Genomic DNA, 24,990 nt, shown 5'->3' on the forward strand with positions numbered 1-24,990 from the left:
CGGCAGCAGAATCCCAAAACGGAGGGAAAAGCTAGCCGGCCACGTATGCGGCCAGATGCTCTCCGGTCAGCGTGGACGGCTGGGCCACCAGGTCCGCCGGCGTTCCCTCGAACACGATCGTGCCGCCGTCGCGCCCGGCTCCCGGACCCAGGTCAATGATCCAGTCCGCGTGCGCCATCACCGCCTGGTGGTGCTCAATGACAATCACCGACTTCCCGGACTCCACCAGCCGGTCCAGCAGCGCCAACAGCTGCTCGACGTCGGCCAGGTGCAGGCCCGTGGTCGGCTCGTCCAGCACGTAGATGCCGCCCTTGCCGCCCATGTGCGTGGCCAGTTTCAGCCGCTGCCGCTCGCCGCCGGACAGGGTGGTCAGCGGCTGGCCCAGGTGCAGGTAGCCCAGCCCGACGTCGGCCAGCTGCGTCAGGATCTTATGCGCGGCCGGGGTGCGGGCCTCGCCGTCGCCGAAGAATTCCTGCGCGTCGGTGACCGAGAGCGCCAGCACCTCGGCAATGTCCTTGCCGCCCAGCCGGAACTCCAGCACGGAAGCCTGGAACCGGCGGCCCTCGCAGGTTTCGCACACCGATTCCACCGTGGCCATCACGCCCAGCTCGGTATAGACCACCCCGGCGCCGTTGCAGGTTGGGCACGCACCCTCGGAATTGGAGCTGAACAGGGCCGGCTTGACTCCGTTGGCCTTGGCGAACGCTTTGCGGATGGGTTCCAGCAGGCCCGTGTAGGTGGCCGGATTGCTGCGCCGGGAGCCGCGGATGGCGCCCTGGTCCACGGTCACCACATCCTCCCGCCCGGACACGGACCCGGAAATCAGCGAACTCTTGCCCGAGCCGGCCACCCCGGTGAGGACCACCAGCACGCCCAGTGGAATGTCGACGTCGACGTTGCGCAGGTTGTTGGTGTCCGCGCCGCGGACCTGGAAGAACGACGACGCCGGCCGCACCGCCTCCTTCAGCCGCGCCCGGTCCCCCAGGTGCCGGCCGGTCAGGGTGCCGCTGTCCCGCAGCCCGGCCAGGCTCCCCTCGAAGGTGACTGTGCCCCCGCCGGTTCCGGCGCCCGGACCCAGGTCCACCACGTGGTCGGCAATCGCAATGGTCTCGGGCTTGTGCTCCACCACCAGCACGGTGTTGCCCTTGTCCCGCAGCTGCAGCAGCAGCAGGTTCATCCGGGCAATGTCATGCGGATGCAGGCCAATGGTGGGTTCGTCGAACACGTAGGTGACGTCGGTGAGGGAGGAGCCCAGGTGGCGGATCATCTTGGTCCGCTGCGATTCGCCGCCGGACAGGGTGCCCGAGGGCCGGTCCAGGGACAGGTAGCCCAGCCCGATCTCCGCGAACGCGTCCAGCAGGTGCTGCAGTCCGGCCAGCAGCGGCGCCACCGAGGGTTCCTTCAGCCCGCGGACCCAGCCGGCCAGGTCGCTGATCTGCATGGCACAGACATCGGCAATGTTTTTCCCGCCGATTTTCGAGGACCGCGCTTCCGGGGCCAGCCGGGTGCCGCCGCAGTCCGGGCAGGTGCTGAAGGTGATGGCCCGGTCAACGAAGGCGCGGATGTGCGGCTGCATGGATTCCGGGTCCTTGGACAGCATGGACTTCTGAATCTTGGGGATCAGGCCCTCATAGGTGAGGTTGATGCCCTCCACCTTGATTTTGGTGGGTTCCTTCCACAGCAGATCATGCAGCTCGCGCTTGGAAAACTTCGCAATGGGTTTGTCCATCCGAAAGAAGCCGGAGCCGGCGAAGATCCGCCCGAACCAGCCCTCCATGCTGTAGCCCGGGATGGTGATGGCCCCCTCGGACAGGGACTTCGCATCGTCGTACAGCGCGGTGAGGTCGAAGTCGGTGACTGCTCCGGTGCCCTCGCAGCGCGGGCACATGCCGCCCAGCCGGTTGAAGGTGGCTTTCTCTGCCCGGGTTTTCCCGTCGCCGCGCTCCACCGTGATGGCACCGGAAGCGCGCACGGAGGGCACGTTGAAGGAGTAGGCGTTGGGCGGGCCGATGTGCGGCTGCCCCAGCCGGCTGAACAGGATCCGCAGCATGGCGTTCGCGTCGGTGGCAGTGCCCACGGTGGAGCGCGGGTTGGAGCCCATCCGTTCCTGGTCCACAATGATCGCCGTGGTCAGCCCCTCCAGCAGGTCCACGTCCGGCCGGGCCAGGGACGGCATGAAACCCTGCACAAAGGCACTGTAGGTTTCGTTGATCAGCCGCTGGGATTCTGCGGCAATGGTGCCGAACACCAGTGAACTTTTCCCGGACCCGGACACGCCGGTAAACACGGTCAGGCGCCGTTTGGGGATCTCAATGCTGATGTCCTGCAGGTTGTTCACCCGAGCCCCCTGGACCCGGATCACGTCATGGCGGTCCGCTGCATGCCCCGCTTCGGTTTCCGTGCGCGCGCCGGTGTCCGTGCTCATTGGTGCTCCCTCCGCCGCCGGGACCCGCCCCGTCGTCGTTCCGATTCTGCCCGGTCCCGGAGGGCGCGGCAACGGCTTGCGAAACCGGGGCATATCCCGCCTGGCTTGACCCCAGTTTTTGAGGGGATATGTACAGGGCGGCCGCATCATGTTTAGCGTTTAACCGGCCCCGGGGTGGTCTCCCGCACCGCGCAGCCGCGCCCGACCCAGGAAAACGACCATGCTTACCGACACCGACCTCGAAGACCTCCGCGTCGCCGTCCGGGGACCCGTCAGTTTCCCCGGGGATCCGGGTTATGACACTGACACCATGACAGTGAACCCCACCCTGATGCACCATCCCGAGGCGGTGCTCGGCGCGGCCGGCGCAACCGACGTGCAGGCCGCGGTCCGCTGGGCCGGCGAGCGCGGCATTCCGCTGGCGGTCCAGGCCACCGGACATTCCGTTTCCTCGCCCATGGAGGAGGGCCTGCTGATTAACACCTCCCGGCTGCAGGACGTGGTGATCAACCCCGACGACGGCACCGCCACGGTAGGGGCCGGCGTCCGGTGGCGCACCCTGCTGCAGCAGACCGTGCCGCTGGGCCTAACCGGAGCCCATGGCTCCTCCGGCACCGTGGGCATTGTGGGATATTCCGCCGGCGGCGGGCTGCCGGTGATGGGCCGCGCCCTGGGCTTCGGCAGCGACCATGTGCGCAGCATCGAGGTGGTGACCCCGGACGGCCGGATGCGGCACGTGGAATCGGAGGGCGACGACGCCGAGCTGTTCACGCTGCTGCGCGGCGGCAAGGGAAACTTCGGCATCATCACCGCCATGACGCACGAGCTGACACCGTTCCAGGATTTCTACGGCGGCGGCCTGATGTATCCGGAAGCCGCCGGACCGGAGGTGCTGCAGGCCTTCCTGGATTGGACGGCGCAGCTGCCCTCGGACGCCTCCGCATCTCTCGCCTTCCTGCATCTGCCGGATGTCCCGTTCCTGCCCGAGGAACTGCGCGGCACGGCGCCGGTGCACGTGCGGTTCGCGCTCTTCGGCAGCCGCGAAGAGGGAGACCTGCTGATTGAACCCATGCGAAGGGTGTCCGTCCCGTTTATGGACACCACCGGCCCCATGGACTACTCAGGCATTGGCAGCATCCACATGGATCCGGACGGCCCGATGCCCACTATGGAGCGCGGCGCCCTGCTGTCCTCGCTGCCCACTGCGGAGCTGCTGGAACAGGTGGGCCCGGGCTCGGACACCCCGCTGATGATGACCGAGATCCGGCTGATGGGAGGGGCAATGGACACTGAGCCGGACATTGAGGATGTGGTGCCCGGCCGCGGATCCGCGTTCCACCTGTTTACAGTGGGGCTCAACGCACCGCCCGTCGCTGACGCGACTGCTTCCGCTATGGAACGGCTCAGTGCGGCCACGGCCGCGTACTCCACCGGCACCATGGTGAACATGCACGGACCGGCCGGGGATCCCCGGGACCGGCGGCGCGCATGGGCGCCGGCAGCCTTCGAGCGGCTGCAGGAGGCCAAGGCCGTCTATGACCCGCAGAACCTCTTCCGCTTCGGCCACGCGGTGCCGTTGCCGGAACCCGGCACCTCCATGCAGTAGGGCTATATTCAGCCCTGTCACGGCAGGACGGGTGCAACGAAAGGCGCGGGCATGGTGAAGCTTGATTTACGGGTCCGGTTGGTGGGCAAGGTGCTGGGGGCGGTCTCGGTTTCACGCCTGAGCGAGAAGCAGATCCTGGCGAACCAGCAGCGGAGCATCCGGCACAACCCCGTGACCGACTGGTTGCTGGGCGGCCTTGCACCCGGAGTCGACGTCCGGAAAGACGCTGCCGCCGGCGACGAGGGCCGCATCCCCGTCCGCGTCTACCGGCCGGCGGACTCCGCGGAAGCACTGCCGCTGGTAGTCCTGATTCACGGGGGCGGCTGGACCACCGGGACGTTGGATGTCTATGACGGCATCGCCAGCACCATTGCCCGGGACGCGCGCGCCGTCGTCGTCTCCCTGGCCTACCGGCTGGCCCCGACACACCCGTGGCCGGCCGCGGCGGAGGACTGTTACGCCGCGCTCTGTGATGTCGCGGGGCGGGCCGCGGAATGGAACGCCGACGCCGGCCGCCTCGCCGTGGTGGGCGACAGTGCCGGCGGCAACCTGGCTGCGGTCCTGACGCTGATGTCCCGGGACCGGTCCGGGCCCGGAATCATCTTCCAGGGCCTGGTGTATCCCGCCACGGACCTGACCATGGGCAGTGCCTCCATTGAGGAGAACGCGCAAGCCCCCATCCTCACGAAGTCCGACATGCACCGCTACGGCAACCTCTACGTGCCGGACAAGGAGGACCGGAAGCACCCCTATGCCTCTCCCCTGCTCGCTCCCGACCACACCGGTCTGCCGCCGGCATTGATCCAGGTTGCCGAGCACGACCCGCTGCGCGACGACGGCCTGCGCTATGGGGCGGCACTGCGGGCTGCAGGTGTACCGGTGCGCGTCAGCACCTACGTGGGCATGCCGCACGGCTACCTCGCGTTTCCGCGCCTGTTCCGCAGCGCACCGCAGGCGCTGGCAGAACTATGCAGTGAGCTGCGCCGGGCACTGGCTCCTGCACAGCAGGCGGGCTAGGGCGTGCCGGCCAGTGCCATCAGCGGCCACATCAGGACCCAGAGCAGGAACATGCCCAGGAACAACCAGGCACCGGCCTTGGGATTGCCGCCGCGCCAGGAGAGGAGCAGGACCACACCGCTGATCAGCAGCCCGGCCAGCCATCCCGGCCCCATCCACACGGTGCCGAAAGTCCAGCCGTCCACCTCCAGGGACAGCCGGAACAAGCCGTACGCAATCGGCATGGTGAGCAAGAAACCGGCCAATCCCAGTGTCAGCGCAATCCCGCCGGACCAGCCCAGCCGGACCGGTTCGGTCCCGGGCGTTTGTTCGTCCGGCGCGCTTGCGGGGGCTCCCTGCTGCGGAGCATATGGGTGGGCCGGGGTGTCCTGCCGGGACATGTCCTGCTGCGGCACGTGGTTCCTTTCGATCAGCGGTTCGGGGCGGCGGAACGGCGGCGGCGCGAGCGCGTACGACGGCGGGACTGTCCCTGAGAGCGAGACCGTGCCTGAGAGCGGGACTGCGCCGGAGTACGGGGGCCCGGCTGGATACGCGGAGGGGTTCCAGCACCGGAGGCCATGATCCCCGCCCTGGACCTGGAGGACATCACGGACCCAACGGACAGCCAGGACATCACTGCGGCGGCGGACAGGGCGGAGCCGATCGCCAGCAGGGACCCGAAGGAACCGATCGACCCAATAGAGCAGACGGATCCCACACTGCCAATGGACAGCACGGAGTTCTTGGAACCGACGGACAGCACCGACCCCGAGGACCACAGCGATAACACCGATCGTTCCATGCTGACCCTTTCCGTCCCGGCGTATCGCCTCGACGCCCCTACCCTAACCCGGCAGGCGGCGCCTGTCCCGGACTCGTCCAGGATCAGTCGATGCCAAGAAACGATGTCAAGAAACCGTTGACGCCTGCGTGATGTCAAGTTCTAATTGACACATGAGAGCATCCCGAACCTTCAACATTGTTTACGCCGTCGCCCTCATCCTTGTGGGCGCCGCGCTCCTGGCTGCCTGGCTGCTGCTGGACATGGCCAGCTTGTGGGAGGGCTTCTGCCTGGGCGCCGGGATTACGTTGCTTGCGGCCGGGATTTACGTCGCCGCGGCCTTCGTGTGGAAGGGAAGCACGGACGCCAGCGGCACCGAATACTGGCTGCCCAGCCGGGACACCGGCGGTTCCGCCGGGCCGCTGCCGGGTCCCAAGGGCGGCGGGCAGCCGTGAGCGGCAGCAAACCGGTCACCGATCTGCAGGAACAGATCGGCAGCCTGATCCTCGGGGACCGCGGCGAAGCCGGTGCCCTCAGTGAGGAGGAGCATCTAGCCCTGGTAGCACGGGCCGCCGCAGCGGAGCGGGCCAGCCAGGAGTTGCAGCGGCGGGCCGTCATGGCGGCCCGCGGTGCAGGCGTCAGCTGGGCTGCCCTGGGCCGGGAGCTTGGCATGACGCGGCAGGCGGTCCAGCAGCGGTTCGGCGGACACCCGGACGCCGCGGAGCCCGATGCCCGCGAGCGCTGGCTTGGTCCCGTCACCGCCTTCGACGAATTGCGCGAACTGGAGCTCGCGGGGCGGCGGGGCTGGCGGACCGTGGGGGCCGAGCTGCTGCGGCACCGGATGCTGCAGACCGACACCCAGTGGGAGCACCGCCGTGTCCTCTGGACCCGTCCGGTCCACTACTACGAAACGGACGGCTGGCAGCTGGGCTGCCGGGCCTTTCCCTGGCTGTATCTGGTGCGGGACCTGCATATATCGCCCGTACGCGAGTAATCACTCCATCTTCACGCCGCTGAGCCGGGCCACGGCCTCCGGGTCGGTGTGGTCGAAGAACATGGACTTCCCGGTATCCAGATCGGCGATGGCTGCCATTTCCTGCGGACTGAGCTCGAAACCGAACGAGTCCAGGTTCGCTGCCATCCGGTCCGGGTTCACGGTCTTGGGAATCACCACGATGCCGCGCTGGATCAGCCAGCGCAGCACCACCTGGGCAATGGACTTGCCGTGGGCTTCCGCAACGGCACTAAGTGTCGGATGCGAGAACAGGTTGTTCTTTCCCTCCGCGAACGGGGCCCAGGACTCCTGCCGGACACCGTGCTCGGTCATCATCTCGTTTTCGACCGCCCGCTGATAGAACGGGTTCGTTTCGATCTGGTTCACGGCCGGGGTGATCTCGTTGTGGATGATCAGGTCCAGCAGCCGGTCCGAGGTGAAGTTGGAGACCCCGATGGCCCGGGCGCCGCCGTCGTTGTAGATCTGTTCCATCACCCGCCACTCCCCGTACACGTCGCCGAAGGGCTGGTGGATCAGGTACAGGTCCACGTAGTCCATGCCCAGGTTCTGCAGCGAATTCTGGAACGCCGGGCCAGTGCCCGTCTCTCCGTTGTCCTGGATCCAGAGCTTGGTGGTAATAAACAGCTGGTCCCGCGGGATGCCGCTGCTGCGGACGGCCCGCCCCACGGCGTCCTCATTCTGGTAGGCGGCCGCCGTGTCCAGGGAGCGGTAACCCGCTTCCAGCCCGTTGGCCACCACCTGCTCGGTGTCCTCCGGCGGGACCTGGTAAACGCCGAAACCAAGGACCGGCATTTCCACGCCGTTATTCAGGGTGAAGGTATCCATCGGGGTTTTCCTTTCGTGGCGGGGCTGCAGCGGATACTGCCCGTGGTTACAGGGCGCCGTATTCCGCGTCGGTGACCAGCTCTCCCCATTCGGATTCCTGGCCCACCGGCGGCGCCTCCCACATGGCCAGATGAGTCATCAGGCTGTTCCGGGCGGCACCGTGCCAGTGCCACTCCCCCGGCGGCGTGTAGATGGTGTCGCCGGGCCGCACCTGGACAATGAGTCCGCCCAGGGACTGGACCAGCCCGTACCCCTCGGTGACGTGCAGGGTCTGCCCGACGGCGTGGGCGTGCCAGGCAGTGCGGGCACCGGGGGCAAAATGCACGGCGTTCACCCGCATCCGCGAGGGGGCCGGCTTCGGTGCTGCGATGACCTCAAACCAGACGTCGCCGGTGAACATGTTGGCCGGACCTTTGACGCTCGGGTGGCGCGGTTCCACTTCCATGGGATCTCCCTTGGGGATGCGGCAGCCGGCGTGCCGTTTGAACCGGCACGGGACTCCGTGGACCCCTCCGACACTACAAGCGTGCGGGCTGATGCGGGAGGGGGGAGGCGCGCTGTGGCCCCGGCTGCCGCGTTCTCCCGGAGATGCTCCGGCGCTTAGCCGTGCCGCCCGCGTGGCAAGAGGGTGAGCGCAATGACCACAACGCCGGCCGCCAGAGCGCCCAGACCCAGGACCGCCATCTGGGAGGGGGAGCCGCTGGCGTCGGTGCCGGTATAGGCCAGCGCACTGCGGCAGGGTCGCACCGTGTTGCCGCTTACCGGGTCAACCAGCGCACCATCAGGTCCCACCGTGGCAACCGGAAGCCCTGCAGCTTCAGCAGCTGAAATTGCCGCTGCAGCGTCCGGACAGGTGCAGTTGGCTGCGCCTCCGCCGCCAGATGCTGCACCCCCGCCACCCTGGGTGGCTGTGCCCGTGGTCGGGCCCGGCGTCGCTGTGCCGGTGGTCGGGCCCGGCGTCGCTGTGCCCGTGGTCGGACCCGGCGTCGGCGTGCCCGTGGTCGGACCCGGCGTCGGCGTGCCCGTGGTCGGACCCGGCGTCGGCGTGCCCGTGGTCGGACTCGGCGTCGGCGTATCCGTTGTGGGGCAGGGGGTGGGAGCGGGTGAGGTGGTAGGTGGCGTGTCAGAGCAGCCGTTGGCCAGGAATTGCGCGGCCCGGGCCGGGTCCTCACGCCACTTCGCGCTTCCGTTGTAGCCCTCAAACGGCGGCACTACGTCCCCCTGATGGCTGTCATGCCCGTTGCCGCCGAACACGCTGGACGTACTCACGTTTTGATAGTTGTAGACATCCTCCGGCTGGCCCTGCGGGTGGTGGCAAATGCTGACTTTGCCGGCCCCCAGGGCGGGGGACGTTTGTGCCGGAAGAGTCACGGCCTGTGCGGGTCCGGCCAAGCCAAGTAGAGCGAGCACAAAAACAGCTAGAAAACTGAAGACAGGGATTTGGCGGGTTCGTTTCATGGCGGGGATGCTCCTACCGACGAGGGTGCGCTTCGTGAGCCATGCCCACCAGGCGGTAGACATGGCCGGATGCAGGCCTGGCGGGGAATGGGCCCAGCACCGATGTCGGAGTTCGGCCCGTTCGCTAATCCGCCGGCCCGGCAGTGGTGACAGAAACCGGGTGAATTGCTGGTAGCGGGATTGAGACTACGCGGGAGCCAAGTAGCGCAATAGAGTATTTGCCCATACTGCTTCGAGCAGTTCTAACTTTTTTACGCGTATTTGAAATGCACGATTTCTGTCTACGCACAGCACTGTTTTTGCCGGAAACCCGGGGTGTTTATCAGTGCCTTCCCCCTCGGGGAGGTCCGCAGGCCGGCACGCCGGCCCGCGGGAGATTAGACCCGTTCCACCGGCTGCTGCAGCTCCGTCACCCAGTCCGCCTGGTCATCGGATACCGCACGGACGTACACCTCACGGCACGGTCCGGAGGGTGCAAACCCTCGGGCAACGATCTCGGCATGGACGGCCTGCCAGCTTTCCCCAATCCGGTCCATGGCGCCCAAGTGCACACCGCAGATGGCCGCGGGCACCGAGGGCAGGTCCACCACTTCCACGCCCTCGGGAGTGGCCGGGCCGACGACATAGCCGGCCAGGATGCGCATACCCTCTTCGCCCATCTCGTACTGGGCGATCGGTGTATCCAGGGAAGCACCCGCCGCGGACAGCGCCGCCCCCACTGCATCAAAAAGCGGCCCAACAACGCCGGCCACCTCCGGCTGTTCGGCAACAACGGCGGTGCGGGCGGCCAGGCGGACGGCGGGCAGGGACTTGGAGATGATTTCGATCTGGGACATGGCATTTTCCTTTTCAATGAGGTGGAGCCTGCGCTCGACGTCGATGAGCCGTGCGGTTGCCGTCCGTTGCTCGCGTTCCACCTCGGCGCGCCGGACACGGAGCATGTCCGCAATCCGGCCTGCGTCCACACCGGCTTCGAGGATGGAGGCAATGTCCTCCAGGCCGAAACCGAGCTGACGGAGGGCGACAATCCGGTGCAGCCGCTCCAGCTGTGCGGGATCGTAGGAACGGTAACCGCTGAACTCATCCACGTGGGCGGGAACGAGCAGCCCGGCGGTGTCCCAGTGCCGCAGCATGCGGTGGGTCACCTGCCCGATCTGTGCGAACGCTCCGATGGATAACATGCTTCAGTTCTCCTGCCTGCCACTGTGTCAGGGTCAAGTATCGCGTCGCGCAAGCTTCACACGGGGGGTTATCCCTGCTCCGCCCGGATCCCGAGGTGGTGCAACGGGACACGCGCCCGGCCGCCCGCGCTAGGCTGGCGTCCGTCACTGCCAACGCGGGCGGTGAGGGAGGAAAACTGGTGGCCCCATGACTCTTGACGGGAATCTCACCCTTGACGCGAATCCCGAACGCGCAGCCCAGCTGTGCGCCGAGGCGCAGCAGCGGCTGATGGCTTCGGTGGCGGGCCTGACCGACGCCGAGGTCCGCGGGCCCAGCAGGTTGCCGGGCTGGACCGTTGGACACGTCCTCACCCATTTGGCACGCAACGCCGACGGCCTTGGCCGGCGGATCGACGGCGCCCTCGACGGCCGGGATGTCCCCAAGTACCCGGGCGGCACAGCGCAGCGGGAAGGTGACATCGAGGCCGGGGCGGGCAGGTCCGCACAGGAAATCATCAGCGATCTGGCGTCCAGCCAAACAATGCTCGAGACCGTCCTGGCCCGATATGCCGAGGCAGGTTTCCCCAACGGACACTTCCTGGGCGGCGAGCACTACGGGGTGGCGGCCTGTCCGGCGCACCGGCTGCGCGAAGTGGAGATGCACCATGCCGACCTCGGACTGGGATACGGACCGGCTGACTGGCCCGAAGAATACGTGGAATGGGACCTGCCGGTGCTGCTGGCCACGGTTCCGGAGCGGCTTGGCTCGGCGTCGGACCGGCGGATGTTCATGGCCTGGCTTGCGGGCCGCGGGCCCTTGGCTGCCGCCCCGGCTCTCGCTCCGTGGTGACGGCGCCCTGGTGATAGTCCTTACCGGCAGACGCTCGCCCGCAGCGCACCGAACGGTTCCCAGAAGTAGTCGAAGCTGTCCTGCGGTCCGCTCATAAACCGCTGGGTGAAAACCACACCCGCGTCGCCGTTGGGATACACCGCGGCGCTGGTGCCGGAACCGCCGGCCCAACCCCACATCCCGGGTTCGGACCACGGGGCGCCCGGCCCGGTCTGCACCGCGGTCATGAACCCCCAGGATTCATCCGGCCCGGACATCTCGATCATGCCGGTCCGCTGCGGGGAGGTGAGCTGGTCATCGGTCATCTGCTGCCGCAGGGACGCGGGCAGCACGGCGTCGTCGGCCAGCTGTGCCAGGAACCGCAAATAGTCGGGCACGGTGGACACCAGGCCACCGGCCAGTGATTCGAATATCGGGGGCGCTGCCATGGCGTCCCGGTAGGAGACCGCTTCCTTCAATTGACCGTCCACTGCCTCGTACACGGTAGGGAACGTGTCCTTTCCGGTAGGAAACCCGGTGCCGGTGAGCCCGAAGGGTCCATTGACCCGCTCCTGCAGCAACTGACCAACTGAGCTGTCGGCGGCCTTGGCCATCACGACCGAGAGGAGGTCCGCGCATGAGTGATACATCCACAGATCCCCCGGCTGATGCGCCAGCGGCAGAGCAGCGAGGCGGGCCAGATACTCCTCGTGAGTCAGGTCCGGCGGGTTCGGACCCCACAGCAGGTCGCGGGTGGCGGCGGCGTAGGGTGTGGGCGCGAAGTCGATGCCGAATCCTGCGGTGAAGGTCAGCAGGTGACGCAGGGTGATCGGCCCGCGGGCGGGGACCGAGACGGACAGTGGCGCATCGGGTGTGGCGAGCACGCGCAGGTGCCCCAGCACGGAGAACATGCGGGACACGTCCTCATCCAGTTCCAGGGTGCCGTCTGCGAGCAGGCTCAGGGCCAGGGCGCCGCCCAGCAGCTTGCTCAATGAGGAAATGCGGAACGGGGTGTCCTCGCCCATTGGCGCGGACCGCCCAACACCCAGCGAACCGGTCGCGAAGATCTCTGTCTGCCCGTTAAGCCGGATACCCGCCACCAGCCCCGGGCACCAGCCGGATTCAACGGTCTCGGACAGTTTGTCCCACAGCGGTGCACCGATGCCTGGCATGGGTCCACTGTCCGCTGGCCATGCCGGGGAGTCAACGGCCACGGTCCCCGCAGCGGTATCGGCAGCGTATGCTGTGCGGCATGACGGCACCCATGGTTTACGTCCTGTTTCCGGGCACTGCGCGCAAAGCCCTCACCGTTTATGCCGGAGTGTTCGGCGGTGAGCTATCGCTGCATACGAACCGGGACTTCGGCAGCGGCGGCGCGCCGGACGCGGTTGCGCACGGAGTCCTGGATGGCCCTGTCGCCCTGGCCGGAGCAGATACCGACGGGCCGGAACAGAACGTCCGGATGGAGGGGGTCATGCTCTCCCTGCTCGGGACCGGCGAACCGGAACTCCTGCATAGCTGGTTTAGCCGGCTTGCGGCCGACGGCCGGATCGTGGACCCGCTTGGCCCCAAGCCGTGGGGCGCTTCGGACGGTCAGGTCATTGACCGATACGGACTGCACTGGCTGATCGGCTACGAACCGAAGGCACAGGACCGGAAGTGAGCGGCCGCCTCGTCCTTCTCGGTGCCAGCGGATATACCGGCACCCTGGTGTTGGACGCGCTGATCCGGCGCGGCGTGCGTCCCGTCCTCGCCGGACGCAATACCGCCGCACTGTCTTCCCTGGCGCGGGACCACGGCGGGTTGGAGTTCACTGCCGCAGATGCCGGCGATACCGGCAGTATCCGGCGGCTGCTGAATCCCGGCGACGTGCTGATCACCACCGTGGGGCCCTTTGAACGGTTCGGCCTGGGGGTGGCGGAAGCTGCCGTGCAGGCCGGTGCGCGCTACATCGACACCACCGGCGAGGTGGGGTTTGTCCGCACCCTGCAGGAGCGGTTCGGACGGCAGGCAGAGGAAGCCGGCGCCGTGCTGTTGCCTGCGTTCGGATATGACTACGTACCGGGCATCCTGGCCGGCGCCCTGGCGGCGCAGCAGGCCGGAGAAGCCGGACGGAGGCTCGACGTCGGATACTTCACCGCGGGCGCGCTGAGTCCAGGGCTCAGCCAGGGTACCCGGACCACCATGCGCGACGGCTTGTTCCTGCCCGCAGTGCGGTTGAGGGACGGGCATCTGGTGGAAGAACGGGCGGCAGCAGATGTCCATGTTTTCCCGGTGAGCGGTTCCCGCCGGGGACACAAAGCGGGCTTCCTGGTTCCCGGAACGGAAGTCCTGTTCCTACCCGATGCCTTCCCCCAGCTGGATAGCGTGTCGGTGTACAACGGCTGGTTCCCTTCCCTCAGCCGGGCAATCAGCCTGGCATCCGCAGCCAGCCATGCGATCGGAAAGTCGGCCCGGGGCCGCCGCCTGCTGGAGAACCTGTCCGCTCCCCTGATCGGGAAACCCGGCGGACCGGACAGCGCCCGGCGCGCAAAAACCCGTACACAGGTGGTGGCCGCCGTGACCGGGAGGGACGGAAGCCTGCTCTCGGCCGTGCAGCTCACCGGGCCCAATGTCTACACGTTGACCGGTGAGCTGATCGCTTGGGGAGCGGAGCAGCTGCGGGACCGGCAGGACCTGGACCCGGGTGTGGCCAGTCCCCTCAGCGCCTTCGGCCTCGAGGATCTGGCCAGCGGCTGCGCCGGCCTGGGTCTGGTGCCGGTGGAGGGCCGCCGGGCATAGGCACCGCCCCTTTGCCTTTCCCCAGCCGTGCTCGTAGAGTCGGTTCCAGTGACACGGGGTGCCGTAAGGCTGAGATGAAACCCGTTGAACCTGATCTAGTTAGAACTAGCGAAGGGATGTCGCGGATGACTATTCGCCTGACACCGTTAACCGTTTCCGACCACCTGTCGCGCCTGCGCGCCGAACCGCCGCTCGTGCAGTGCCTGACCAACGCCGTGGTCACCAACTTCACTGCCAACGTGCTGCTGGCACTCGGCGCCGCACCGGCCATGACGGATATCCCCGGCGAGGCGGGCCCGTTTGCCCGGGTTGCTTCCGCCGTGCTGATTAATCTTGGCACTCCGCATGCCGACCAGCGCACAGCCATGCTCGAAGCCGCCGAAGCAGCCAATGCCGCCGGAACGCCTTGGGTGCTTGACCCGGTGGCCGTGGGCAGCCTTCCGGTCCGCACCGCCCTGGCCGCGGAACTGCTGGCCCTGCGCCCCACCGCCGTCCGCGCCAATGCCTCGGAGATAATGGCCCTCGCCGGGCTCGGCTCGGGCGGCCGCGGTGTTGACGCCACCGATAACCCCGAGGACGCCCTGCCTGCCGCGTCCCTGCTTGCAGCCAAGTACGGCTGCATCGTGGCCGTCTCCGGCGCCACCGATGTCATCACTGACGGCACGGACACCTTGCGGCTGAGCAACGGGACCTCCCTGCTCACTAAGGTCACCGGCGGCGGCTGCGCGCTGGGCGCGGTTACCGCGGCGTTCCTTGCAGTTGCCGGCGACGCCGGGCCCGACGGCGGCGGGCTGGTGGCGGCGGCCGCCGCCACTGCGGCCTATACCGTGGCAGCCGAGCATGCCGCAGTCTCCGCGTCCGGCCCGGGCAGCTTCGCTCCGATCTTCCTCGACACACTCTGGCACCTGGATGCGGAGCTCGTAGCCGAACGGCTGGCCGCCGCGTGAACACTGCATCTTTCCCGGACTCCGGCCGCCTCCGCGAACGCGCTCGGAACACCGGCATCTACCTCGTTACCGACACCCTCCTGTGCGGGGCCCGGGGCGTGACCGAAACCGTGCGGGCCGCCGTGGCCGGCGGCATCCGAACGGTGCAGGTCCGGGAAAAGCAGGCTTCCGCTGCCGACTTTTACCAACTGGTGTTGGCCGTGGCTTCAGCGGTCGGGGACCGCGCCCTGGTACTGGTTGATGACCGGGTGGACATTTACCTGGCTGCCCGGACCGCGGGCGCCGAAGTGCACGGGGTGCACGTCGGCCAAAGCGACCTGCCCGCCGGCGCGGTGCGGCGGCTGGTGGGACCGGACGCCGTTGTCGGGCTGACCGCCAACACGGAGCGGCATCTGGCTGCCGTTGGCGCGCTCCCCGCCGGGACCGTGGACTACCTGGGTGCCGGCGTCATCCGGCCCACCAGCACCAAACCGGACCACCCCGAACCGTTGGGAATAAGCGGTTTCCGATCCTTCGCTGCCTCCTCGCCGCTGCCGTGCGTTGCGATCGGCGGAATCCAGCCCGCCGACGTCGTTGCGCTGCGCGCCGCCGGCGCTTCCGGAATTGCCGTGGTTTCAGCTGTCTGCGCTGCTGTTGATCCCCGCAGGGCGGCAGAGGAACTGGTGGCGGCATGGAACCGGTGAAAGTCCCCCGGGTGCTGAGCATTGCCGGCACCGATCCCACGGGCGGAGCCGGCACTCAGGCCGACCTGAAATCCATTGCGGCCACCGGTGGCTACGGTATGGCCGTAATCACCGCCCTCGTGGCGCAGAACACCGTTGGCGTGCGCTCGGTGCACACGCCTCCGGTGGCGTTCCTCCGCGAGCAGCTCACCGCCGTCAGCGACGACGTCGTTATAGACGCCGTGAAGATCGGCATGCTGGGCAATGTGGAAACTATTGAGGCCGTCTCTGAATGGTTGACTGCCGTCCGTCCGCCCGCCGTGGTGCTGGATCCGGTCATGATTGCCACAAGCGGTGACCGGCTGCTGAACGCCGATGCCGAGGATGCCATGCGGCGGCTGCTGGGCGGGGTGCATCTGGTGACCCCCAACCTTCCCGAACTCGCGGTACTGGTGGGGGACGCCTGCGCCGGCAGCTGGGACGAGGCGCTGGACCAGGGCGTCCGCCTGGCGCGGGCCCACGGGGTGGCGGTGCTGGTGAAGGGCGGTCACCTTGCCGGCCCGGCGGCCCCGGATGCGCTGGTCAGCATCGGCGGCGACGGCGCGGTACGCACCGCCGAGGTGAGCTCGGCCCGGGTGGACACCGTGAACACGCACGGCACCGGCTGCTCGCTGTCCTCCGCACTCGCCACGCTGTATGCGCGGTCCGGGAATTGGGAAGTGGCGCTGCAGGCGGCCAAGACCTGGCTGCAGGAGGCCTTGGAAACCGCTGATGAGCTGGACGTCGGGACCGGCCATGGACCCGTCAATCACTTCCACGGGGTGTGGGGCCGCGGCCTGGCGGACATGCCGGGCGACGGCAGCCACTCCGTACCCTAAGGCTGTCTGAGCGACGAGAAAACCAGCAGGTCCCGGCGCTGCCCGGCGATCACCATGTAGCTGCGCAGCAGGCCTTCACGCTCAAAACCGGCGGATTCGGCGGTGCGGATGGAAGCGGCGTTCCACGGCTCGATGTACAGCTCCATGCGCTGCACTTCGGGAATGGACCAGGCGAACTCCGCCACCGCGCGCAGGGCGTTTCCGGCGTAGCCGCGGCGGCGGGCAGCGGGGATGATTCCGTAGCCCGCCTGCGTGCGGCCGTGCGGCAGTTCCCAGCCCCACAGGCCGACCTGTCCCACTACCGTGTCCGTCTCCGCGTCGGTGATGGCGAAGGAGAAACCCGATCCTTTGTCGTGGAGCTGCCGCTGCCGCTCCAGCCACTCCAGCGCCTGCTCGTGGTCCGCGTTGGCGGGCAGGCTGCCGACGGTGGGAAAGTACTCGTCCCGGGCCATCTCCATCACCATTGGGGCGTCCTCATCGCGGAAAGCCACCAGGCGCACATTGCCGTACTGCGGGTCGGTCGAGGGCCAGGGCGGGATGCCGGTGCTGGATTCCATGGGCATAGCTTGCCACGCCCGGCGCCGGCATTCCCGGTATTGGTGCGTTTACTTGCGGCCGAACAGCTTTCCGAGCCAGCTCGATCCGCCCGCCTGGGCGCCCACGGACGTCGCGGCATTGGTGCTGCACGTGCAGCGGTCCGCCTTGGGGACATTGTTCATGACCTGGTCCACGTGGTTGCCGCATCCGGCCCAGGTGGTCTTGCCGCACTTGCGGCAGCTGACTGCTCGGCACATTTTGAACTCCTTCTTCGACTTGCTAAAGCACTTGTTCCATCATCCAGGGTTCCTTGCCGGCGGCATCGGAGCCGGGCTGGCCTTCTCGGCTGCGACCAACACCTGCGCCATGGGCCAGGCCCTGTCCAAGATGCCCTGGAACAAGAGCGCCGCCGATCCCACGGCTTCCTCGGCCATCGCCCAGCTGCCCGCCGTCCGCTAAGCGGCGTTTCCGCTCTTGTTCCTCCCTCTTTAAGGACCGTTCCATGACAGTCGCCTTCGCGGCAACCCTGCTGCTCTCCGTGCTGATCGGGCTTTCGCTCGGCCTGCTCGGCGGTGGCGGGTCCATCCTCACCGTGCCGATACTCACCTACGTCGCCGGGCTGAATCCCCGCGAGGCAATTGCCTCCTCGCTGTTCGTTGTCGGCGCGACTTCCGCGGTGAGTGTCCTCGGGCATGCCCGCAAGGGCAGGGTGATGTGGCGCACCGGGCTGCTGTTCGGCGCGGCCGGCATGGTCGGCGCCTTCGGCGGCGGCCAGGTGGGAGGCCGCCTGCCGGAGACCGTCCTGATGGTGGCGTTCGCCGCCATGATGCTGGCTGCCTCCGTGGCCATGATCCGCGGCCGCAGGGGTGCCCCGGCCGACAGTCGGACGGGCGAGCAACCGGCGCCGAAGGTACTGCTGATGGGCTGGTCATCGGATTGGCGGCAGGACTAGTGGGTGCAGGCGGCGGTTTCCTGATTGTGCCCGCGCTGGCGCTGCTGGGCGGGCTGACCATGCCAGCCGCCGTCGCAACGTCGCTGGTGGTGATTTCCTTGCAGTCGCTGGCCGGACTGGGCGGCTACCTCACCACCGTGAACCTTAACTGGCCGCTGGTAGGCGCAGTTACCGTATTGGCCGTCCTCGGCTCCCTCATCGGCGCCCGGCTGGCCGGAAAGATTCCGGAAGCCGCACTTCGGCGCGGCTTCGGCATCTTTGTGCTGGTCATGGGGATGTTCGTCCTGGCCCAGGAGCTGCTGGGCCTGCGCTAGGAGCGTCCCAAGCCGGCACGGGGGCCGTCCCGGGAATCGAAAAGGCAAAATTTACCGTTTTGAAGCCGAATATCGGTAAGTTTTGCCTTTTCGCCGTGCTGACCGCCTTGCAGCCACACTCCGTGGGAACCTCGGCGAGCCCTTTTAGACCGACCGGGTCTCGCCGGCCCGGTCGGTGAAAGCGGCCGTCAGGTTCCCCGCGAGCGCCTCCTCCACCCGGCGGCCCATGTCACGGATCTCCTCGTCGTCGGCAGCCACCATCTGGTTGCGCGCGGTCTCAAGTACCAGCGAGTTCTGCCGGCGGAGCTCCGCCCGCTGCGATTCGTTCACGGCGGTGGCCGCACAGTCGCGCAGCAGCCGCAGCACGGCGGTGAGCACAATAGGTTCGGAATGGGCGAAGCGGCGCACCGGGCCGCAGACCAGGTCCAGGAAATAGCGGTAGTCCCGGCCGTCGGTGACCAGGCGCTGCACCCCGTGGGCGTCTTGGTGCGCTTCGGGTCCCAGCCGGCGGCGCTGCAGGTCCACCAGCAGGTCCGCGCAGTACCCGGTGGCATGGGCTGCAGTGATGGGGTCATTGATACTCGGCGAGATGGCCTTCACCGCAATGTCGGTCAGCTGCCTCAGCCCCAGCGCCGCATCCTGCTCGGGAGTGCGTTCGTACCCGATTTCCAGGGACTCGGCCAAGGCGTTCCGGACCGCTGCAAGCGGCACGGTGCCGCCGTCGTCGGCCCACACCCGGGCCACCGGGGAGCCGAGCGTCACGTGGTCGCCGGGCTGGACCATAATCCGCATTTTCAGCCCGTGCTTTTCCAGGGCGGCCATCAGCGGCTTCCAGTCCACCGTCTGCACAATCCCGCTGCGGCCCACGGGAACCAGGGTGCCGCCGTCGGGCACCGGGAATTCCTGCACCTCGCCCGTTTCGGAGAGCGGATACGTGTCGCGGAGCACGGCCAGGCAGCTCTGGTGCGCGCTGCGCATCATGGTGTCCACCCGCAGGGACCGGGCAATGTGCCCGATAAAGAGCAGCAGCACAATCCCGGAGGCGATGCCCAGCACGTAGACCAGGCCCACCACCAGCACGGGCACCGGCCGGTCCGCGTCCATCCCGTGCAAGCCGGTGATGCTGACCAGGAACGTTCCCAGCAGCACGCCCAGGACCGCCTGGGTGCGTACGTCGCGGGCAAATTCGCGCAGCAGCCGGGGCGAGAACTGCTGTGAAGCCAGCTGCAGCGCCACCACGGTCAGGGAAAAGGTCACGGTCGCGGCGGTCATCACGCTGGTGGCCACGGTCTGCAGCAGGCTGGACGCGGCGTCGACGCCGGTGGGCCAGATCCAGCGGGCCCAGGCCACGTCGTCGCCCGGCCGGACCGGCATCAGCAGCAGGGTGACCAGCAGCGCCGCCAGGGAAGCACAGCTCGGCCAGAACCACATGGACGCGCGCAGTCCGTCCCGGGTGATCCGGAACCGCGGCTCGGGAACACGCGGACCGGGTGCGGCGGTGGTGGAACCATGCGCTGGCTGAGCCATCGGAGCCTCTCTAAAGGTGGGACTTTCGCGTACCTTCAGTCTGCCCGGAAGCCGGCGCCGCTTCCACTCAGGGTTGGGGCAGGGAAACCGTAAACGTCGTCCCCCGTCCGGGCGCGCTGGTGAAGGTCAGGGTACCGCCGTGCGCTTCCACAATGTTCTTGGTGATCACCAGGCCCAGCCCGACGCCGGGAACCGCCGAGGCCACCGCCCCGCGGCTGCGGAAGAACTTCGTGAAGACCTGTTCCTGCTCGGCCTGGCTCATGCCGATCCCGGTGTCTGCCACTTCCAGCAGCACATTCCCCGCGTCCTGCCACAGCCGCACGCTGACAATGCCGCCGCCCGGCGAATATTTCACCGCATTCGACAGCAGGTTATCCACCACCTGGGCCAGCCGGTGCGGGTCCACATCAGCAGTGAGGGACTCGGGCAGGTCCGGCTGCAGCTCCACCAGGTTGGACCGGGCTTTGGGCGCAACCGACACAATGCCGGCCCGCACCACCTCCGCGAGGTTCACCGGCCGGCGCTCCATCTTGGTATTGCCGGACGCCACGGACAGCAGGTCCGAAACGAGGCCGAGCAGGCGTTCCGCATTGCGGAGTGCAACCTTTAACGCCGCACCGACGTGCTCCGGCAGCCCTTCTTCGTCCAGGGCGAGATCCAGGTAGCCCAGGATCGAGGTCAGCGGGGTGCGCAGTTCATGCGAGACGCTGGCTACAAATTCCTCCTGCGCGGTGACGGCGTGCACCAATCGGGTGACGTCGGTGAAGGCGATCACGGTGCCGGTGAGCTCTTCGTCCGTCCGGATGGGGCGGGCGGAAATGTTCAGGGCCAACTGGTTGCCGCTGCCGGGACCAAACCAGACGACTTCGTCGGAGAAGGACTCGCCCGCGACGGCACGGCGTACGGGCCGTTCGAGGGCTGGGACGGGGGTCACCCGGTCCGGACCGAAGAGGATCCTGCCTCGATCGAAGACCTCCGTGTTCCCCATGATCTGGCCCCAGGTGGACATGAGGTGCGTGTTGGCCAGCACTTTTTCGCCGTGTGCGTCCAGGACGAGCAGGCCGACGTCGGCGGCGTTCAGGATCGTTTCCAGCAGCGCCTGGCTCTTCCGGCTCGCGGCCAGGTTTTCCTGCAGGATGGCGTCTTTTTCCACCAGGGCCTTCTGGTTCTTTCGCACTTCTGCCTCTGCCGCGGCGCGGGCATTGTCGGCCGCTTCGGCCTTCCGCAGGGCCTCCACCAGATCCCGCTCGTAGCGTGTGCGCTCGGAGGCATTGAATACGGAAATCCGGTCCGGGCCGGCGTCGCCGTCATTGCCGGCTCCGGGGGCACGGACACCGGAGAGCAGCACCGGAATCCGGCTGCCGTCCTCAGCCACGAGCTCCACGGCCATCTCGTTGAAGCAGCCGGACACCGCCAGCTGCGGCACGGCGTGGGAGGCAAACAGCACCCGGTCCCCCACCGGCAGCAGGTCAAGGATGCTGCCGCCCAGGAGGTGTTCACGCGTATGCCCGGTCCAGGACAGCAGCTTGCGGTTGACGTCCAGGATCGTGCCGTCCGTTTCGAGGACGAGATATCCGGAAGCCGCTTCGTGGAAATGGGCCTCGTAGTCGTTAGGCATGTCGTTCCGTCTTCAGGAAGTCGTGGACGGCCTGCGCCGTCAGGCGGGGTGCGCTGAGATGGGGCAGGTTTCCCCGGACCGCCAGCATCGTGCGGGTGCCGGCGGGAAGATGTTCGAACAGATAGTTGGAGGCCGACGCAGGGCTGAGCGGATCATCCCGGGTTTGCAGGACCAAGGCCGGAACCCGTACCCGGGGCAGCAGGTGCCGTACGTCCGCGGCCAGGGACATTTGCAGGAAGTCGCGGACATAGTCCGGGTGCAACCGGCACAGCCGGTCGGCAAAGTATGAACTGAGGCCGGGCTCCTTGCCGGCCACTCCCGGCGCGACGGCCGCCACCCACAGCGGGTAGTTCGCGTCCACGGAGCGCAGCAGCTCCTCAGCTTCTGCGGGCTCGAAACCGCCCACATAACCGTCGTCGTTCAGATAGCGGGCCGTACCGCCCAGCAGGACCAACCGTCCGATCCGCGGGGTCCGGGTGGCTGCGGACAATCCCATCATGCCCGCGATGCTGTGGCCCACAATGGTCGCGTCCTGCAGGTCCAGGACCTCCAGGACCTCCATCAGGTCTGCCAGGTACGCCTCCAGGGATGCGTACCGGAGCGGGTCGTAGGCCTCCGGATCCGCGCCGCCGGTGCCGACGTGGTCCAGCAGCACCACCCGGTGGGTATCGGTGAATTCCGGCAGGATTGGGTCCCAGACCACCTGGTCGCAGCCGAAGCCTTGTACCAGCACGAGCACCGGGCCGTCGGGGCGTCCAAGCACCCGGACGTTGTTTCTCCGGATGACTGCATCAGCGTTCATGCTGCCGCCGAAAGGTTTGGCGGGAAAAAGGGCAGCGAAGCGCAGGGGCTCGCGGCGGCGGAGAGCCTGCGGACAGCGGTACGCATTGAAGTAGAGACCTTACGTTGAGACTGTGCCTGCTGCCGATGAGAGGCCGGCAGTGGAGACGCACTTGGTAAGTACGCTTATCCCCGCTGAAATTCTTGCAGACTGCCGCACGGCAACGAAATCGGCAGTTTTGGCCGGGACAGGGTTTTGCGCGGAGGGCTCCGTTTCTCAGACGGAGCCCACCGCGCGCGGGGCACAGAACGGCACCGCCTCTCCGCGGGGTCTCTACCTCCCACGGGGCACCGATACTTGCACGGAACTCTCAAGAAAGGCGCAGGTTTAACGCAAGGACAGCCAAATCAGCGGTTTGATAGGAAGCGGCACCGCCGGGGCCAATGCTGCGGCCCTCGCCACCGACCCCTGGAAACTTGCCTACGAAGGGGTATTAGTTCCCTCACACTGGCGCCGGATATGTACAGCGCACACCGGGCGGCGGCGTATCGTTGACTTAAATCAACCTTTGACATCCGTCAACCACTTTTGGAGTGTGCATGTCCGTCTCCCCTGCCCTGCAGGATGCCCGCGCCGAGGCTGAAGCCGCGGCAAAACGCAAACACCGCGAAGTCCTCCAGGCCCTGACCGGCCTGCTGCTGGGCATGTTCGTCTCGATGCTGGCAAGCACCGTGGTGAGCACCTCGCTTCCGGTGATCATTTCCGACCTCGAAGGCGACCAGGCCGCCTTCACCTGGGTGGTCACCGCCACGCTGCTGGCCACCGCTGTGTCCACTCCGGTCTGGGGCAAACTGGCCGACCTGCTCAACCGCAAGGTCCTGGTCCAGCTGGCACTGATCATCTTCATTGTCGCCAGTGCCGCGGCAGGCTTTGCGCAGAACACGGACTGGCTGATCGCCATGCGCGTGATCCAGGGCATCGGCGCCGGCGGTCTGGGCGCGCTGACCCAGATCATCATGGCGGACATCATTTCCCCGCGTGAGCGCGGCCGCTACATGGGCCTGTTCGGCGCGGTGATGGCTTTGTCCACCGTGGGCGGCCCGCTGATCGGCGGCGTCATCACCGACTCCGTCAACTGGCGCTGGAACTTCTACGTCGCGGTGCCGCTGGCCGCCGTCGCGCTCTTTATGATTCAGAAGACCCTGCACCTGCCCGCCCTGAAGAAGCGCAAGGTCACCATTGACTACGCCGGCATCATCCTGCTGGCCGCTTCGGTCTCGGTACTGCTGATCTGGGTCTCCCTGGTGGGCACCGACTTCGACTGGATCAGTGCTGCCACCGCATGGATGGTGGGCGGCTCCCTGGTGGGCCTGGCCGCCTTTGTGTTCGTGGAGCTGAAGTCCTCCGAGCCGGTCATCCCCCTGGCCCTGTTCCGTAACCGCACCTTCACCTTCTCGGTGATCGGCTCCCTCGCCGTCGGCGTGGCAATGTTCGGCACCTCTGTGTTCCTGTCCCAGTACATGCAGCTGGCCCGCGGTGCTTCGGCAACCATGTCCGGCATCATGACCATTCCGATGATGGGCGGCCTGCTGATCGTCTCTACCCTCGTAGGCAAGATGATCACCAAGACCGGCAAGTGGAAGGCCTACGTCGTCTCCGGTGCGGTCATCCTCACGGTAGCCCTGGTGCTGATGGGCACCATCGAATACGACACCAACTTCTGGCTGGTTTCCCTCTACATGTTCCTGCTGGGTGCCGGCGTGGGCATGGTCATGCAGAACCTGGTGCTGGTGGTGCAGAACGATGTCCCCACCCGTGACCTGGGTGTGGCCAGCTCCGGCATCAACTTCTTCCGCACCATCGGCGGCACCATCGGCGTTTCGGCGCTGGGCGCCGTGCTTGCCACCCAGGTCACCGACCGGATGGCGGAAAAGCAGGGCGAATTGATGGGCGCCATCATGTCGCTGGGCGAACAGGGCAAGGAAGTTGCCGCTTCCCTGACTTCCGGGGCCATCCCAGCTGTGAGCGCCCTGCCGGAGCCGGTGCGGGTAATCGTGGAATCCGTCTACGGTTCCTCCGTTGCGCACATCTTCATGATCGCCGCTCCGCTGGGCCTCCTCACGCTGCTGGCCGTGCTGTTCCTGCCAAACCTGGAACTGGGCAGCATGACCCGGCACGAGAAGATGCAGGCGGAATCGAAGGGTGCCACCACCGCCGTCGACGGCGAAGCAGCCCTCGAAACCGCTGAGCACACCGCGGGAGACACCACAGATCGGATCACCGCGGATGCGCAGGCCGCTGCCGGCCAGAATCCGGATGTTCCTGCCGGAAAGCGCGAGAACTAGCGTGACGACGCCGGCGGCCGAGGAAGCCGCTGAGGCGACCATGGAATCCTCGATCGCGGCAGTCGAGCGGCAGTTTGCGCACATGCTGACCGCAACGCGGCGGACCTTCAAGGACGCAGCCCTGGCCGTCCACCCCTCGCTGCAGCCGCTCGGGTTCACGGTCATGATGACCCTGTACCAGGGCACGGAATGCCAGCAGGGGGCGGTGGCGGAAGCCCTGCAGGTGGACAAGGCGCTGTTGAGCAGGACCGTCTCACAGCTGGAGGCCCTGGGCCTGGTGTGCCGGCGCGCGGATCCTTCTGACGGGCGGGCCCAGCTCCTGGACCTGACCCCCGAGGGACGGGCCCGGTTCGAGTCCTCGCATTCAACGAAGCGATCCCGCCTGCGGGGCCGTTTGGAAACGTGGGATCCGGCCGAGGTACAGCAGCTCGCGGACCTGCTGACCAAGCTCAACGGGCGGCCCTGAGGTTTAGGGAATACAGTGCAGCAGTGGCCGGCCACCCGCGGGGTTGCGGCCCCAGCTGTTGACGAAGGCTGCGCCGCCCCGGGGCGG

Annotated in this window: 26 protein-coding genes, 2 pseudogenes and 1 riboswitch; of the genes and pseudogenes, 15 read left to right on the plus strand and 13 right to left on the minus strand. The window is 67.4% G+C overall.

Annotation, left to right across the window (positions count from 1 at the left end):
- Nucleotides 1–31 precede the first annotated feature (31 nt).
- Nucleotides 32–2,425, minus strand: a complete 2,394-nt coding sequence (locus LJ754_RS04785; RefSeq protein WP_227925745.1) for an ATP-binding cassette domain-containing protein — start codon at nucleotides 2,423–2,425, stop codon at nucleotides 32–34.
- Between the two features lie 220 nt (nucleotides 2,426–2,645).
- Here LJ754_RS04785 and LJ754_RS04790 point away from each other — a divergent pair, with 220 nt between their 5' ends.
- Together LJ754_RS04790 and LJ754_RS04795 are read left to right on the plus strand one after the other, a co-directional pair.
- Nucleotides 2,646–4,031: an FAD-binding oxidoreductase gene (locus LJ754_RS04790; protein WP_227925746.1), complete on the plus strand. Its 1,386-nt coding sequence runs from the start codon at nucleotides 2,646–2,648 to the stop codon at nucleotides 4,029–4,031.
- Nucleotides 4,032–4,082: 51 nt separating this feature from the next.
- On the plus strand, nucleotides 4,083–5,048 hold the full coding sequence (locus LJ754_RS04795; RefSeq protein ID WP_227925748.1) for an alpha/beta hydrolase: 966 nt from the start codon (nucleotides 4,083–4,085) through the stop codon (nucleotides 5,046–5,048).
- Here LJ754_RS04795 and LJ754_RS04800 read toward each other — a convergent pair.
- A complete protein-coding gene (locus LJ754_RS04800; protein WP_227912010.1) occupies nucleotides 5,045–5,443 on the minus strand; it encodes a hypothetical protein in 399 nt (132 codons plus the stop codon). The genes LJ754_RS04795 and LJ754_RS04800 overlap by 4 nt on opposite strands.
- 14 nt (nucleotides 5,444–5,457) lie before the next feature.
- Nucleotides 5,458–5,829, minus strand: a complete 372-nt coding sequence (locus tag LJ754_RS04805; protein WP_227925749.1) for a hypothetical protein — start codon at nucleotides 5,827–5,829, stop codon at nucleotides 5,458–5,460.
- Nucleotides 5,830–5,981: 152 nt separating this feature from the next.
- Between LJ754_RS04805 and LJ754_RS04810 the strand changes: the two genes are divergently transcribed.
- Both LJ754_RS04810 and LJ754_RS04815 read left to right on the plus strand, forming a co-directional pair.
- Nucleotides 5,982–6,263: a hypothetical protein gene (locus LJ754_RS04810; protein ID WP_227925750.1), complete on the plus strand. Its 282-nt coding sequence runs from the start codon at nucleotides 5,982–5,984 to the stop codon at nucleotides 6,261–6,263.
- Nucleotides 6,260–6,802 carry a hypothetical protein gene (locus LJ754_RS04815; RefSeq protein WP_227925751.1) on the plus strand — a complete coding sequence of 181 codons (543 nt, stop codon included), beginning with the start codon at nucleotides 6,260–6,262 and terminating at the stop codon, nucleotides 6,800–6,802. The genes LJ754_RS04810 and LJ754_RS04815 overlap by 4 nt, the downstream gene beginning before the upstream one ends.
- On the opposite strand, the gene LJ754_RS04820 is transcribed toward LJ754_RS04815, so the two are convergent.
- The 3 genes from LJ754_RS04820 to LJ754_RS04830 all read right to left on the minus strand — a co-directional run bounded on the left by LJ754_RS04820 (nucleotide 6,803) and on the right by LJ754_RS04830 (nucleotide 8,440).
- On the minus strand, nucleotides 6,803–7,648 hold the full coding sequence (locus tag LJ754_RS04820) for an aldo/keto reductase (protein WP_227925752.1): 846 nt from the start codon (nucleotides 7,646–7,648) through the stop codon (nucleotides 6,803–6,805).
- 46 nt (nucleotides 7,649–7,694) lie between these two features.
- Nucleotides 7,695–8,093 carry a (R)-mandelonitrile lyase gene (locus LJ754_RS04825; protein ID WP_227912021.1) on the minus strand — a complete coding sequence of 133 codons (399 nt, stop codon included), beginning with the start codon at nucleotides 8,091–8,093 and terminating at the stop codon, nucleotides 7,695–7,697.
- Nucleotides 8,094–8,248: 155 nt separating this feature from the next.
- Nucleotides 8,249–8,440, minus strand: coding sequence for a hypothetical protein (locus tag LJ754_RS04830; RefSeq protein ID WP_227925753.1), 192 nt, complete (start codon nucleotides 8,438–8,440; stop codon nucleotides 8,249–8,251).
- Between the two features lies 1 nt (nucleotide 8,441).
- On the opposite strand from LJ754_RS04830, the gene LJ754_RS04835 reads away from it, so the two are divergent.
- The gene (locus tag LJ754_RS04835) at nucleotides 8,442–8,843 is read left to right on the plus strand and encodes a hypothetical protein (RefSeq protein ID WP_227925755.1); all 402 of its coding nucleotides are present in this window, start codon (nucleotides 8,442–8,444) and stop codon (nucleotides 8,841–8,843) included.
- Nucleotides 8,844–9,483: 640 nt separating this feature from the next.
- Here the strand turns inward: LJ754_RS04835 and LJ754_RS04840 are convergent.
- Nucleotides 9,484–10,287, minus strand: a complete 804-nt coding sequence (locus LJ754_RS04840; RefSeq protein ID WP_227912026.1) for a MerR family transcriptional regulator — start codon at nucleotides 10,285–10,287, stop codon at nucleotides 9,484–9,486.
- A 187-nt stretch (nucleotides 10,288–10,474) separates the two neighbouring features.
- Between LJ754_RS04840 and LJ754_RS04845 the strand changes: the two genes are divergently transcribed.
- The gene (locus LJ754_RS04845) at nucleotides 10,475–11,116 is read left to right on the plus strand and encodes a maleylpyruvate isomerase N-terminal domain-containing protein (protein ID WP_227925756.1); all 642 of its coding nucleotides are present in this window, start codon (nucleotides 10,475–10,477) and stop codon (nucleotides 11,114–11,116) included.
- Nucleotides 11,117–11,136: 20 nt separating this feature from the next.
- Here the strand turns inward: LJ754_RS04845 and LJ754_RS04850 are convergent, their stop codons facing one another.
- Nucleotides 11,137–12,267 carry a serine hydrolase domain-containing protein gene (locus LJ754_RS04850; protein ID WP_227925757.1) on the minus strand — a complete coding sequence of 377 codons (1,131 nt, stop codon included), beginning with the start codon at nucleotides 12,265–12,267 and terminating at the stop codon, nucleotides 11,137–11,139.
- A gap of 80 nt (nucleotides 12,268–12,347) precedes the next feature.
- On the opposite strand from LJ754_RS04850, the gene LJ754_RS04855 reads away from it, so the two are divergent.
- From LJ754_RS04855 to thiD, 5 genes are all read left to right on the plus strand, one after another.
- Nucleotides 12,348–12,758 carry a VOC family protein gene (locus LJ754_RS04855; protein WP_227925758.1) on the plus strand — a complete coding sequence of 137 codons (411 nt, stop codon included), beginning with the start codon at nucleotides 12,348–12,350 and terminating at the stop codon, nucleotides 12,756–12,758.
- Nucleotides 12,755–13,876 (plus strand): saccharopine dehydrogenase family protein, encoded by a 1,122-nt coding sequence (locus tag LJ754_RS04860; RefSeq protein WP_227925759.1) that lies wholly within the window; start codon nucleotides 12,755–12,757, stop codon nucleotides 13,874–13,876. Before LJ754_RS04855 ends, LJ754_RS04860 begins: the two co-directional genes overlap by 4 nt.
- A gap of 44 nt (nucleotides 13,877–13,920) precedes the next feature.
- A riboswitch (TPP riboswitch) is annotated at nucleotides 13,921–14,010 on the plus strand.
- A complete protein-coding gene (gene thiM / locus LJ754_RS04865) occupies nucleotides 14,002–14,823 on the plus strand; it encodes a hydroxyethylthiazole kinase (RefSeq protein ID WP_442860306.1) in 822 nt (273 codons plus the stop codon). Its footprint overlaps the riboswitch before it by 9 nt.
- Nucleotides 14,820–15,506, plus strand: coding sequence for a thiamine phosphate synthase (gene thiE, locus LJ754_RS16905; RefSeq protein WP_227925761.1), 687 nt, complete (start codon nucleotides 14,820–14,822; stop codon nucleotides 15,504–15,506). Before thiM ends, thiE begins: the two co-directional genes overlap by 4 nt.
- Nucleotides 15,494–16,363, plus strand: coding sequence for a bifunctional hydroxymethylpyrimidine kinase/phosphomethylpyrimidine kinase (thiD, locus tag LJ754_RS16910; RefSeq protein ID WP_227925763.1), 870 nt, complete (start codon nucleotides 15,494–15,496; stop codon nucleotides 16,361–16,363). The genes thiE and thiD overlap by 13 nt, the downstream gene beginning before the upstream one ends.
- Here thiD and LJ754_RS04880 read toward each other — a convergent pair.
- Both LJ754_RS04880 and LJ754_RS04885 read right to left on the minus strand, forming a co-directional pair.
- The gene (locus LJ754_RS04880; protein ID WP_227925764.1) at nucleotides 16,360–16,920 is read right to left on the minus strand and encodes a GNAT family N-acetyltransferase; all 561 of its coding nucleotides are present in this window, start codon (nucleotides 16,918–16,920) and stop codon (nucleotides 16,360–16,362) included. The two genes, thiD and LJ754_RS04880, sit on opposite strands and share 4 nt — an antisense overlap.
- 48 nt (nucleotides 16,921–16,968) lie before the next feature.
- On the minus strand, nucleotides 16,969–17,157 hold the full coding sequence (locus LJ754_RS04885) for a hypothetical protein (protein WP_227925765.1): 189 nt from the start codon (nucleotides 17,155–17,157) through the stop codon (nucleotides 16,969–16,971).
- A 52-nt stretch (nucleotides 17,158–17,209) separates the two neighbouring features.
- Between LJ754_RS04885 and LJ754_RS04890 the strand changes: the two are divergent.
- Nucleotides 17,210–17,359: pseudogene (locus LJ754_RS04890) on the plus strand (rhodanese-like domain-containing protein); the annotation flags it as partial.
- 43 nt (nucleotides 17,360–17,402) lie between these two features.
- Nucleotides 17,403–18,166, plus strand: a pseudogene (locus LJ754_RS04895) (sulfite exporter TauE/SafE family protein).
- Nucleotides 18,167–18,310: 144 nt separating this feature from the next.
- Here the strand turns inward: LJ754_RS04895 and LJ754_RS04900 are convergent.
- From LJ754_RS04900 to LJ754_RS04910, 3 genes are all read right to left on the minus strand, one after another.
- On the minus strand, nucleotides 18,311–19,693 hold the full coding sequence (locus LJ754_RS04900; protein ID WP_227925766.1) for a DUF2254 domain-containing protein: 1,383 nt from the start codon (nucleotides 19,691–19,693) through the stop codon (nucleotides 18,311–18,313).
- A 67-nt stretch (nucleotides 19,694–19,760) separates the two neighbouring features.
- Nucleotides 19,761–21,311 carry an ATP-binding protein gene (locus LJ754_RS04905; protein WP_227925767.1) on the minus strand — a complete coding sequence of 517 codons (1,551 nt, stop codon included), beginning with the start codon at nucleotides 21,309–21,311 and terminating at the stop codon, nucleotides 19,761–19,763.
- Nucleotides 21,304–22,113 carry an alpha/beta fold hydrolase gene (locus tag LJ754_RS04910; RefSeq protein ID WP_227925768.1) on the minus strand — a complete coding sequence of 270 codons (810 nt, stop codon included), beginning with the start codon at nucleotides 22,111–22,113 and terminating at the stop codon, nucleotides 21,304–21,306. The genes LJ754_RS04905 and LJ754_RS04910 overlap by 8 nt, the downstream gene beginning before the upstream one ends.
- A gap of 578 nt (nucleotides 22,114–22,691) precedes the next feature.
- Here LJ754_RS04910 and LJ754_RS04915 point away from each other — a divergent pair.
- Entirely contained in the window at nucleotides 22,692–24,437 is a 1,746-nt protein-coding gene (locus LJ754_RS04915; protein ID WP_227925769.1) for an MDR family MFS transporter, read from the plus strand.
- Between the two features lies 1 nt (nucleotide 24,438).
- Nucleotides 24,439–24,903 (plus strand): MarR family winged helix-turn-helix transcriptional regulator, encoded by a 465-nt coding sequence (locus tag LJ754_RS16915; RefSeq protein WP_227925770.1) that lies wholly within the window; start codon nucleotides 24,439–24,441, stop codon nucleotides 24,901–24,903.
- Nucleotides 24,904–24,990 lie beyond the last annotated feature (87 nt).

Origin of the sequence: Arthrobacter sp. zg-Y40, assembly GCF_020731535.1 — a bacterium.
Classification (GTDB): domain Bacteria; phylum Actinomycetota; class Actinomycetes; order Actinomycetales; family Micrococcaceae; genus Arthrobacter_B.

What these genes read in the sequence shown, in the direction of transcription:
- LJ754_RS04785 (WP_227925745.1), bottom strand. Translation starts at nt 2,425, where the DNA reads ATGAGCACGGACACCGGCGCGCGCACGGAAACCGAAGCGGGGCATGCA.
- LJ754_RS04790 (WP_227925746.1), top strand. Translation starts at nt 2,646, where the DNA reads ATGCTTACCGACACCGACCTCGAAGACCTCCGCGTCGCCGTCCGGGGA.
- LJ754_RS04795 (WP_227925748.1), top strand. Translation starts at nt 4,083, where the DNA reads ATGGTGAAGCTTGATTTACGGGTCCGGTTGGTGGGCAAGGTGCTGGGG.
- LJ754_RS04805 (WP_227925749.1), bottom strand. Translation starts at nt 5,829, where the DNA reads ATGGAACGATCGGTGTTATCGCTGTGGTCCTCGGGGTCGGTGCTGTCC.
- LJ754_RS04810 (WP_227925750.1), top strand. Translation starts at nt 5,982, where the DNA reads ATGAGAGCATCCCGAACCTTCAACATTGTTTACGCCGTCGCCCTCATC.
- LJ754_RS04820 (WP_227925752.1), bottom strand. Translation starts at nt 7,648, where the DNA reads ATGGATACCTTCACCCTGAATAACGGCGTGGAAATGCCGGTCCTTGGT.
- LJ754_RS04825 (WP_227912021.1), bottom strand. Translation starts at nt 8,093, where the DNA reads ATGGAAGTGGAACCGCGCCACCCGAGCGTCAAAGGTCCGGCCAACATG.
- LJ754_RS04840 (WP_227912026.1), bottom strand. Translation starts at nt 10,287, where the DNA reads ATGTTATCCATCGGAGCGTTCGCACAGATCGGGCAGGTGACCCACCGC.
- LJ754_RS04845 (WP_227925756.1), top strand. Translation starts at nt 10,475, where the DNA reads ATGACTCTTGACGGGAATCTCACCCTTGACGCGAATCCCGAACGCGCA.
- LJ754_RS04850 (WP_227925757.1), bottom strand. Translation starts at nt 12,267, where the DNA reads ATGCCAGGCATCGGTGCACCGCTGTGGGACAAACTGTCCGAGACCGTT.
- LJ754_RS04855 (WP_227925758.1), top strand. Translation starts at nt 12,348, where the DNA reads ATGACGGCACCCATGGTTTACGTCCTGTTTCCGGGCACTGCGCGCAAA.
- thiM (WP_442860306.1), top strand. Translation starts at nt 14,002, where the DNA reads ATGACTATTCGCCTGACACCGTTAACCGTTTCCGACCACCTGTCGCGC.
- thiD (WP_227925763.1), top strand. Translation starts at nt 15,494, where the DNA reads ATGGAACCGGTGAAAGTCCCCCGGGTGCTGAGCATTGCCGGCACCGAT.
- LJ754_RS04880 (WP_227925764.1), bottom strand. Translation starts at nt 16,920, where the DNA reads ATGGAATCCAGCACCGGCATCCCGCCCTGGCCCTCGACCGACCCGCAG.
- LJ754_RS04885 (WP_227925765.1), bottom strand. Translation starts at nt 17,157, where the DNA reads ATGTGCCGAGCAGTCAGCTGCCGCAAGTGCGGCAAGACCACCTGGGCC.
- LJ754_RS04900 (WP_227925766.1), bottom strand. Translation starts at nt 19,693, where the DNA reads ATGGCTCAGCCAGCGCATGGTTCCACCACCGCCGCACCCGGTCCGCGT.
- LJ754_RS04905 (WP_227925767.1), bottom strand. Translation starts at nt 21,311, where the DNA reads ATGCCTAACGACTACGAGGCCCATTTCCACGAAGCGGCTTCCGGATAT.
- LJ754_RS04910 (WP_227925768.1), bottom strand. Translation starts at nt 22,113, where the DNA reads ATGAACGCTGATGCAGTCATCCGGAGAAACAACGTCCGGGTGCTTGGA.
- LJ754_RS04915 (WP_227925769.1), top strand. Translation starts at nt 22,692, where the DNA reads ATGTCCGTCTCCCCTGCCCTGCAGGATGCCCGCGCCGAGGCTGAAGCC.